This is a genomic window from Romboutsia sedimentorum (genome assembly GCF_030131845.1).
Taxonomy (GTDB): Bacteria; Bacillota; Clostridia; order Peptostreptococcales; family Peptostreptococcaceae; genus Romboutsia_D; species Romboutsia_D sedimentorum.
Window position 1 is genome coordinate 1 of the sequence record NZ_JASKYM010000032.1, and the last position, 750, is coordinate 750.

A 750-nucleotide genomic window follows, 5' to 3' on the forward strand; every position below is an offset into this window, starting at 1 on the left:
TTCATTTATATCATTAAGTTCAAATACTTCTTTTAATTTAAGTGCTATTAAAGCTAGTGAGTATGAGTCATTACATTGACCTGCATCTAGTACTCTAGGTATTCCACCTATATCACCTAAATTTAATTTATTATACTTATACTTTGCACATCCTGCTGTTAATATTACAGTATCTTTTGGTAGTGCTTTTGCGAAGTCAGTATAGTAATTTCTTGACTTAGCTCTTCCATCACATCCTGCCATTACGAAGAATTTCTTTATTGCTCCAGATTTTACTGCATCAACTACTTTATCTGCAAGTGCAAATACTTGGTTATGTGCAAATCCACCTATTATTTCTCCAGTTTCTATTTCTTTTGGAGGAGCACATTTTTTAGCTTGCTCTATTATTTGAGAGAAATCTTTATTATCTTCACTCTCACCTTTTATATGCTTAATCCCAACAAATCCTGCTGCACCTGTTGTGTATATTCTATTTTTATAACTATCTTTTGGTGGTACTATACAGTTTGTAGTCATAAGTATTGGTCCATTGAAACTTTCAAACTCTTCTTTTTGCTTCCACCAAGCATTTCCGTAGTTTCCTGCAAAGTGAGAATACTTTTTAAATGCTGGGTAGTAATGAGCTGGTAGCATTTCTGAGTGAGTATATATGTCTACTCCACTTCCCTCTGTTTGTTTTAATAATAATTCTAAGTCTTTTAAATCATGTCCTGATACAAGTATTCCTGGGTTATTTCTTACACCTAT

The 750-nt window shown here is 32.8% G+C and carries 1 protein-coding gene; it reads right to left on the reverse strand.

Translation table 11 applies throughout. From position 1 onward, the window contains the following. Positions 1-750, reverse strand: a 750-nt coding sequence (gene hcp, locus QOZ84_RS16515; protein WP_284133964.1) for a hydroxylamine reductase, incomplete at both ends; no start/stop codon positions are given.